The 8231-nt window shown below is 70.9% G+C and carries 8 protein-coding genes; 2 read left to right on the top strand and 6 right to left on the bottom strand.

Annotated elements, in window-relative coordinates; genetic code table 11:
- From ABD908_RS12575 to ABD908_RS12565, 3 genes are all read right to left on the bottom strand, one after another.
- On the bottom strand, nt 1-471 hold a 471-nt coding region (locus ABD908_RS12575; protein WP_344995992.1), incomplete at its 3' end, for an FHA domain-containing protein.
- Between the two features lie 71 nt (nt 472-542).
- Nucleotides 543-2321: a proteasome ATPase gene (gene arc / locus ABD908_RS12570; protein WP_344995989.1), complete on the bottom strand. Its 1779-nt coding sequence runs from the start codon at nt 2319-2321 to the stop codon at nt 543-545.
- A gap of 64 nt (nt 2322-2385) precedes the next feature.
- A complete protein-coding gene (locus tag ABD908_RS12565) occupies nt 2386-3213 on the bottom strand; it encodes a tRNA (adenine-N1)-methyltransferase (RefSeq protein WP_344995986.1) in 828 nt (275 codons plus the stop codon).
- Nucleotides 3214-3278: 65 nt separating this feature from the next.
- On the opposite strand from ABD908_RS12565, the gene ABD908_RS12560 reads away from it, so the two are divergent.
- Nucleotides 3279-4106 carry a thioesterase family protein gene (locus ABD908_RS12560; RefSeq protein ID WP_344995983.1) on the top strand — a complete coding sequence of 276 codons (828 nt, stop codon included), beginning with the start codon at nt 3279-3281 and terminating at the stop codon, nt 4104-4106.
- Between the two features lie 4 nt (nt 4107-4110).
- Here the strand turns inward: ABD908_RS12560 and hisG are convergent, their stop codons facing one another.
- Together hisG and ABD908_RS12550 are read right to left on the bottom strand one after the other, a co-directional pair.
- Nucleotides 4111-4956 (bottom strand): ATP phosphoribosyltransferase, encoded by an 846-nt coding sequence (hisG, locus tag ABD908_RS12555; protein WP_344995980.1) that lies wholly within the window; start codon nt 4954-4956, stop codon nt 4111-4113.
- Nucleotides 4957-5046: 90 nt separating this feature from the next.
- Nucleotides 5047-5310 carry a phosphoribosyl-ATP diphosphatase gene (locus tag ABD908_RS12550; protein ID WP_344995977.1) on the bottom strand — a complete coding sequence of 88 codons (264 nt, stop codon included), beginning with the start codon at nt 5308-5310 and terminating at the stop codon, nt 5047-5049.
- Between the two features lie 202 nt (nt 5311-5512).
- Between ABD908_RS12550 and ABD908_RS12545 the strand changes: the two genes are divergently transcribed.
- Nucleotides 5513-7285, top strand: coding sequence for an alpha/beta hydrolase (locus ABD908_RS12545; RefSeq protein ID WP_385924332.1), 1773 nt, complete (start codon nt 5513-5515; stop codon nt 7283-7285).
- On the opposite strand, the gene ABD908_RS12540 is transcribed toward ABD908_RS12545, so the two are convergent.
- Nucleotides 7248-8162 carry a helix-turn-helix domain-containing protein gene (locus tag ABD908_RS12540; RefSeq protein WP_344995971.1) on the bottom strand — a complete coding sequence of 305 codons (915 nt, stop codon included), beginning with the start codon at nt 8160-8162 and terminating at the stop codon, nt 7248-7250. The genes ABD908_RS12545 and ABD908_RS12540 overlap by 38 nt on opposite strands.
- Nucleotides 8163-8231 lie beyond the last annotated feature (69 nt).

Here is an 8231-nt window from a genome sequence, read left to right as displayed (position 1 = left end):
CGTCGACGGTGGCGCCTGCGGCCCGGGACGCCGGTCCGCGGGCGCTTGGGGACCCGACTGCCCGGGCGCCGGCTGATACCCGCCGGGCTGAGAGCCGCCCGGCTGAAACCCGCCTGTGCCCGCTCGCAGACCGGTCGGGCCCGGCTCGGGCGGGGTTCCCGCGGAGGCGGGGGCAGCTGCGAGGTGGAGAGGTACGCCTGTGCGGGGGTCGCCCAGGTAGACGGTGACCGGCCCCGTCACCAACACGGTCGGCTGCCGGGTACCGGCGACGAAGACCCCGTTGGTGCTGCGGTCGGTCAGCAACCAACCGGCGGGGGTGCATTCGAGCACCGCGTGCCGCCGGGAGACCAGCGGGTGGTTCACAGTGAGGTCGTTGTCCTGCGTGCGCCCGATGGTGACGGTCTTACCCGGCACCGCCGTCATCGTCTGCGCACCCGCCGACAGCGTCAGCGGCACTCCGGGAGTAGTCATCGCCGTAACTATAGGAAGCGGGACTTGACCCGCGCTTGTTCGGCGCTTAAGTCGAGCCCCGCGTCCCGTGGCTACAGATACTGGCCGGTGCTGGTCTCGGTGTCGATGGCGCGCGACGCGGACGAGTTCTTGCCCGTCACCAGCGTGCGGATGTACACGATCCGCTCGCCCTTCTTGCCGGAGATCCGTGCCCAGTCGTCCGGGTTGGTGGTGTTGGGCAGGTCCTCGTTCTCGGCGAACTCGTCGACGATCGACTCGAACAGGTGCGTGATCCGCAGACCCGACTGTCCGGTCTCGAGGTACGCCTTGATGGCGGCCTTCTTCGACCGGTCGACGACGTTCTGAATCATCGCGCCCGAGTTGAAGTCCTTGAAGTACATGACCTCCTTGTCGCCGTTGGCGTAGGTCACCTCCAGGAACCGGTTGTCCTCCGACTCCGCGTACATGCGGTCGACGACCCGCTCGATCATCGCCTTGACGCAGGCGTCGCGGTCGCCGCCGAACTCGGCCAGGTCATCGGGGTGGATCGGCAGGCCGGTCGTCAGGTATTTGCTGAAGATGTCCTGCGCCGACTCCGCGTCGGGCCGCTCGATCTTGATCTTCACATCGAGGCGGCCGGGTCGCAGGATCGCGGGGTCGATCATGTCCTCGCGGTTGGAAGCACCGATCACGATGACGTTCTCGAGGCCCTCGACACCGTCGATCTCCGACAGCAGCTGCGGCACCACGGTGGTCTCGACGTCGGAGCTCACGCCCGAACCGCGGGTGCGGAAGATCGAGTCCATCTCGTCGAAGAACACGATCACCGGGGTGCCCTCGGACGCCTTCTCGCGCGCCCGCTGGAAGATCAGGCGGATGTGCCGCTCGGTCTCGCCGACGAACTTGTTGAGCAGCTCGGGTCCCTTGATGTTGAGGAAGTACGACTTGGCCTCACGGGCGTCGTCGCCGCGGGCCTCGGCGATCTTCTTCGCGAGGGAGTTGGCGACGGCCTTGGCGATGAGCGTCTTGCCGCAACCGGGAGGGCCGTACAGCAGCACGCCCTTGGGCGGCCGCAGCGCGTAGTCGCGGAACAGGTCCTTGTGCAGGAACGGTAGCTCGACGGCGTCACGGATCTGCTCGATCTGCCGGCCCAGTCCGCCGATGTCCTCGTATCCGACGTCGGGGACCTCCTCGAGCACGAGGTCCTCCACCTCCGCCTTGGGAACCCGCTCGAATGCGTAGCCGGCCTTGGTGTCGACCAGCAGCGAGTCGCCGACGCGCAGCCTGCGGCGCGGGCTGTCCCCGTCGATGCCTTCGCGCTCGATCTCGATCAGCGGCGCGGCGAGCCGCACCACGCGTTCCTCGTCGGCGTGGCCCACGACCAGGGCCCGCTCGCCGTCGTCGAGCACCTCGCGCAGCGCGCAGATCTCGCCGACCGTCTCGAACTGTCCGGCCTCGACCACCGTCAGCGCCTCGTTGAGCCGCACGGTCTGGCCGACCACGAGCGACGAGACGTCGAGGTTGGGCGAGCAGATCAGCCGCATCTTGCGGCCGGAGGTGAACACGTCGACCGTCGAGTCCTCGTGGGTGGCCAGCAGCACGCCGTAGCCCGACGGTGGCTGCCCCAGCCGGTCGACCTCCTCGCGCAGTGCCACCAGCTGCGACCGCGCGTCGCGAAGCGTGTCCAGCAGCTTGGCATTACGGCTCGCGAGCGCCTCCACCCGATCGCGCAGCTGGGCCTCGGCCTGCGTCGTGGCCCGCGGTAGGGACCCCGCGCTCGCCGCTACGCCGGGCCGAGCGGCCTGGTTCGGTCCCTGTGGGACCTGCGTATCCGCCTCGTGCGCCGGGCGATTCGCGTCATGTTCAGCCATTGCAGGGCTCCCTTCGAGAGCGGCATCCCTCCTGGGAGGGGTATTACCACGCTACCGGTTTCGCCTACCCCTTGCTCGGTCTGCGCTGCGGGCGTGGCGCGACCGTGCCCTCGGCGAGGCGCCGGGCGGTCACGAGAAATGCCGTGTGACCTTGCATTCTGTGCGACGGCCGCACGGCCAGCCCCACGACGTGCCATTCGCGTAGCAGTGATTCCCACGACCGCGGCTCGGTCCAGCAGGTGGCCTCACGCAGCGCCTCGACGACGCGGGAGAGCTGCGTCACGGTCGCGACGTACACCGTCAGTACCCCGCCCGGCACAAGCGCCCGGCCGACGGCATCGAGCACGTCCCACGGCGCGAGCATGTCCAGGACGACGCGGTCGACCGGGTCCCCGGCGTAGTCCGCCAGGTCGCCCAGCTGCAACTGCCAGTTGCCCGGTCGGCCGCCGAAGAACTCCTCGACGTTGCGCACGGCGTGCTCGGCGTGATCCTCGCGCACCTCCCACGACGTGACCGATCCGGTCGGCCCCACGGCGCGCAGCAGCGAGCAGGTCAGGGCGCCGGACCCGGCTCCCGCCTCGAGCACCCGCGCGCCCGGGAAGATGTCACCCTCGGCGACGATCTGGGCCGCGTCCTTGGGGTAGATCACCTGCGCGCCGCGCGGCATCGACAGCACGTAGTCGGTCAGCAGCGGCCGCAACGCCAGGTACGCCGTCCCGTTCACCGACTTGACCACGCTGCCCTCGGGCGCGCCGATCAGGTCGTCGTGCCGGATCCCGCCCTTGTGGGTGTGGAACTCGCGCCCCGCCTCGAGGTGCACGGTGAACTTCCGCCCCTTGGCGTCGGTCAACTGCACCCGATCTCCCACCGCGAACGGTCCGCTGTCTGCCATGAGGAACAAGGGTGCCAGCACCCCGCGCGCAGCCCGGAGGCGGGCGGTCGGTAGGACTGACGGTTATGGATGCGTTCTACCACCCCGCCGGGACCGTCGAGGTCGAGGGCGCGGCGTACGAGGCGTTCGAGCCCACGCGCTTCACGGCGAGTGTGTGGGCCGACACGATGCAGCACGGCGCCCCGCCCGCGGCGCTCATGGTGCGCGCGCTGGAGCGAAGTGCCGCGCCAGGCATGCTGCTCTCGCGCATCACCACCGAGCTGCTGGGTGTCGTCCCGATCACGCAGTCCCGGGTCCGCGCGTGGGTGTCCCGGCCCGGGCGGGCCGTCTCCATGGTCAGCGCGGAGGTCGAGTGCGCCGATCGCTCGGGTGCGTTCCGGCCCGTGGCCCGCGCGCACGCCTGGGCCCTGGCGTCGTCGGACACGGCGGGGTTCAGCCGGGACCTGACACCGGCGATCCCCGTCGACGGTGACGCGGCGGCGCCGGCGTTCTTCGAGGCCGTCCGGGGCGCCGGCTTCCTCGGGGCGTGCGAGTGGCGGTTCGTGCCGCCCGCCGTAGATGCCGACGGTGCCGAGACCGCGCAACGCTGCTGGGTGCGAGCGACGGTGCCGCTGGTCGCCGGCGAGGAGCCGTCGGACCTGGTCCGGGTGTTCTCGGTGATCGACGCCGCCAACGGGGTCTCGGCGCGGATGGATCCGGTGCAGGTCACGTGGATGAACATGGACATGACCGTGCACCTGCACCGCGCCCCGCGGCTGGTCGACGGTTGGGTGGGGATCGCCGCCGACCAGCAGATCGGCGCCACGGGTCTGGGCACCACCGCGTCCGAGATCTACGACGCCGACGGGCACTTCGCCCGCGGCGCGCAGACGCTGCTCGTCTCCGCGCGCTGACCGGTCAGAACCGGCAGCTACGGATGTCGGTCATCAGGATGGCCTTCGCGCCGATATCGGCGAGGCGGTCCATCACCGCGTTCGCTCCCTTGCGCGGCACCAGCGCGCGCACCGCGACCCACGCTTGGTCGGCCATCGGCGCCACCGTCGGCGATTCGAGCCCCGGCGTGACCTGCACTGCCGCATCGAGCACGTGCCGCGGGCAGTCGTAGTCGAGCATGACGTACTGGCGCCCGAACACGACGCCCTGCAGCCGGGCCGTGAGCTGGTCGCGGGCCTTGTCGGGAGCGGAGCCGGCTGCCTCGATCAGCACGCCCTCGGAGTCCACCAGCGGCTCGCCGAACGCCACCAGGTTGTTCTGCCGCAGCGATCGGCCGGACTCGACGACGTCGGCGATCAGGTCTGCGACGCCCAGTTGGATCGAGATCTCGACCGCGCCGTCGAGCCGGATCACGTGGGCGGTGTAGCCGCGCGCGGCGAGGTCGGCGCCGACCAGGTTGGGGTAGGACGTCGCAATGCGCTTGCCGTCGAGATCGGCGACCGTCCAGTCCCTCCCCGCGGGGCCCGCGTAGCGGAACGTCGACCGTCCGAAGCCCAGGGCGAGGCGCTCACCGAACTGTGCGCCCGAGTCGAGCGCCAGGTCACGCCCGGTGATCCCCAGGTCGAGTTCGCCCGAAGCGACGTACAGCGCGATGTCCTTGGGCCGCAGGAAGAAGAACTCGACCTCGTTGGCGTTGTCGAGGACGGTGAGGTCCTTGGCGTCGGAGCGGCGACGGTAGCCCGCCTCGGCGAGGATCGTGCCGGCGGCCTCCGAGAGGGCGCCCTTGTTGGGTACTGCGACACGCAGCATGGTGGTCTCTTTCACTGGCGGGTGACGGGGATCTGCGGTGCGGCCGGGTGTGGGGGCGGCGGAGGAGAAGGCGCCTACCGGTCCGGGCCGCTACAGATGCGCGTACACGTCGTCGAGCGTCAGACCGCGCTTGACCATCATCACCTGCAGCCAGTACAGCAGCTGCGACATCTCCTCGGCGAGCTCGCCGTCCGACTGGTACTCCGCGGCGATCCAGACCTCCCCGGCCTCCTCGATGATCTTCTTTCCGAGGAAATGGGTGCCACGGTCGAGTGCCTCCACGGTCCCGCTTCCCGCGGGCCGGGTTGCGGCCTTCTCGGCCAGCTCGGCGAACAGCGTCTCCATGGTCTTCACGGTCAGCTATGGTCCCACAGCCCGCCGCAGGGACGTCCGAGGCCCTTCCTAAACTGGACGCGTGGATACGGAACCGGACGCGACCCCCGATCGCGCCGTTCCGCCCGCACCCGAGCCCGGCACCGCCGCCGACCGCGTCGCCCCGCGCAAGGGTGCTGCGCAGTACCGGTACGTGCGCGGCGTCGTCCGCGCCCGCCTGCGCCTGGTGCGCGCGCTGCGCGACCCCGATCGTTTCCTGCAGGAGAGCCTCGACGAGCTGCACGAGCGGCACCCGCTGCTCGCGTGGACGTGGAGCCTGCTGCACCTCGACTTCACGGGCCTGTTCGTGGGTGGGATCTTCCTGGAGCTGTCGTTCACGGTGTCGCTGCTCCCCCGCGACTGGTTCTACCAGGGCTTCATAGCCGGCATCAACGCCGTGATCGGGTACGGGGTCGGTGCGTTCGTGAAGTGGCTCATCACCGATGTGCTGGTCCGCGGTCACCCCGTCCTCTCCCGGCCGAGCCTGGCGCGGTGGCTGACGCACCTGCGGCTGCTGATCCTCGCGGTGAACCTCGCCGGCGTCACGGTGATGGTGCTGGTGTCCCGGCGCTGGCAGGCGGACATTCGCGCACTCATGGGGATGCCGGCGGAGGGCGGTTACTGGTTCCTGCTGATCCCGGTGATCGCGTTCGCCACCTCGGCGCTGCTGATCTCGCTGTTCCGTGTGCTTCGCGACCTGGCCCGGTACCTGGCCCGCGAGGCCGATCGGTACCTGCGGGTCCCGCCCGGCGCGGCGCGGGTGCTCGGCGGGGCGGTGGTCGTCCTGCTCCTGCTGTTCGTGGTCGACGGGTTGGGGATGCGGGGGTTCGAGTTCACCGCCGACTACCTCGCGTCGACGCAGAACAACGCGACGCGCGCCGGGGTCCACCAGCCGATGGAGCCGGAGCGATCCGGGTCGCCGGGGTCGTATGCGGCGTGGTCCGGGCTGGGCAGCGAGGGCCGCGACTTCGTCGCGGGCGGGCTGCGCGCGGCGCAGCTGAAGCGGTTCACCACCGCGCCGGTGATGGAACCGGTCCGCGTGTACGTGGGCCTCGAGAACGCGCCGACGGTGGCGCAGCGCCGCCAGATCATGCTGCGCGAGCTGCAGCGCACCGGTGCGCTCGACCGCAAGTACCTCGTGGTCATCCCCACCACCGGCAGCGGCTGGGTCAACCCGACGGCGGCGCGCGCGCTGGAGCTGATGTACAACGGCGACGTCGCGCTGGTGGCCGCGCAGTATTCGTACCTGCCCAGCTGGATCTCGTTCGTGACCGACGGCGAGCTCTCGCTCGAGGCTGGCAAGCGGCTCATCGACACCGTCCGCACCGCCGTCGACGCCCGGCCGCCCGCGAAGCGCCCCAAGCTGCTGGTGATGGGCGAGTCGCTGGGTACTCGGGCCGGTGAGGGCGCGTTCAGCTCGCTCGCGGACATCCGGTCCAAGGTCGACGGTGTCGTCTGGATCGGGCCGCCCGCGGCGAACCCGATCCACTCGGCGGTGACGCAGCGCCGCGATCCCGGTACTCCCGAGGCGCTTCCGACGTACGCCGACGGCCTGGTCGTCCGGTTCACCGACGGTGTCAAGCCGCTCACGGGCCCCGGCTCGGGGGCCGGGAGACTGTGGCTGCACCCGCACATCGTGTACGTGCAGCACGCGTCCGACCCCGTCGTCTGGTGGTCGCCGAGCCTGCTGCTGCGGGAACCGGACTGGCTGCGGGAACCGGCCGGTCGCGACCGCAGCCGGGCCATGTCGTGGTACCCGTTCGTGACGTTCTGGCAGGTCTCGGCGGACCTCGCCAACGCTGCCGGGGTGCCCGACGGCCACGGTCACAACTACGGCACCGCGGTCGTCGACGCCTTCGCCGCGGTGATGCCGCCGCCCGGATGGACCGCTGCCGACACCGAGCGGGTCCGCGTCGCGGTCATGGCGAGTATGGCGCTGGACGGCCCGGAGAAGTAGTATCCCGGCCCGCGGCACACGGGCCTTGACGGACCTCGCCCCCGAACGTCTGCGTGCCGAGCACCGCGAGCAGTGCGAGCTTCTCCGCGTCCTCGGTGTGCGGCGGCGCGGTCAGCACCAACAGCGCCTGCGACTGGTCCTCGATGAACAGCACCTGGCAGTCGACCTCGATCGCACCGAGCTCCGGGTGCAGCAACACCTTGTGGTCGGCGAACCGCGTCGCGACCTCGTGCCGGGCCCACAGCCGAGCGAATTCGCCGCCATGTCGATCCAACTCGGCGGCGATCTCACCTGCGAGCGAGCGCGGCCCCTGCGCGCCGTATGCGGCGCGCAGGGACGCGACCAAGGCGCGACTCTGCCGGTCGTGGTCGTTCGCCGGGTACCGCCGCCGCTCGGTCGCGGGATGGGCGAACCAGCGGTAGATCTCGCTGCGGTCCAGTCCCGTCAGGTCCGAGACGTCGCCGAACAGGGCACGCGCAGGGAGGTTCTGCACGAGCGTCTCGCCGACCGCGGACAGGATCAGAGCGGGCGTGTCCGACAGCCGGTCGAGCACTCGTAACAGTGCCGGTGCGACGTGGGCACGGGCCACCGCCCGGTCGGGCGCGCTGTGACCGGCGAGGCGGAAGAGGTAGTCGCGCTCGTCGGCGGTGAGCCGCAGCGCCCGCGCGATCGCGGCCAGCATCTGCGTCGACGGCTCGGGCCCGCGCTGCTGCTCGAGGCGGGCGTAGTAGTCGGTGGACATCCCGGCCAGCTGCGCCACCTCCTCCCTGCGCAACCCAGGCGTTCGGCGGCGCGGGCCAGCGGGCAGGCCGACGTCGGCTGGGGTCAGCGCCGCCCGGTGGCGGCGGAGGAAGTCGGCGAGCACGGGGCGGTCCACGCCCACCATCATCGATCGCCGGCGCCCCGCGAGCCAGGGATCGCCGATCCCCGGAAGCCCGCTCTCTGG

This window comes from Tsukamurella soli (genome assembly GCF_039541155.1).
Lineage (GTDB): Bacteria > Actinomycetota > Actinomycetes > Mycobacteriales > Mycobacteriaceae > Tsukamurella > Tsukamurella soli.
The sequence above is the reverse complement of the archived record's forward strand: the minus strand, read 5'-3'. Positions and strand labels throughout refer to the sequence as shown.

Excerpts from the sequence above, each read along its gene's own strand:
- hisG (WP_344995980.1), bottom strand. The coding sequence starts at position 4,956 with ATGCTGCGTGTCGCAGTACCCAACAAGGGCGCCCTCTCGGAGGCCGCC.
- arc (WP_344995989.1), bottom strand. The coding sequence starts at position 2,321 with ATGGCTGAACATGACGCGAATCGCCCGGCGCACGAGGCGGATACGCAG.
- ABD908_RS12565 (WP_344995986.1), bottom strand. The coding sequence starts at position 3,213 with ATGGCAGACAGCGGACCGTTCGCGGTGGGAGATCGGGTGCAGTTGACC.
- ABD908_RS12560 (WP_344995983.1), top strand. The coding sequence starts at position 3,279 with ATGGATGCGTTCTACCACCCCGCCGGGACCGTCGAGGTCGAGGGCGCG.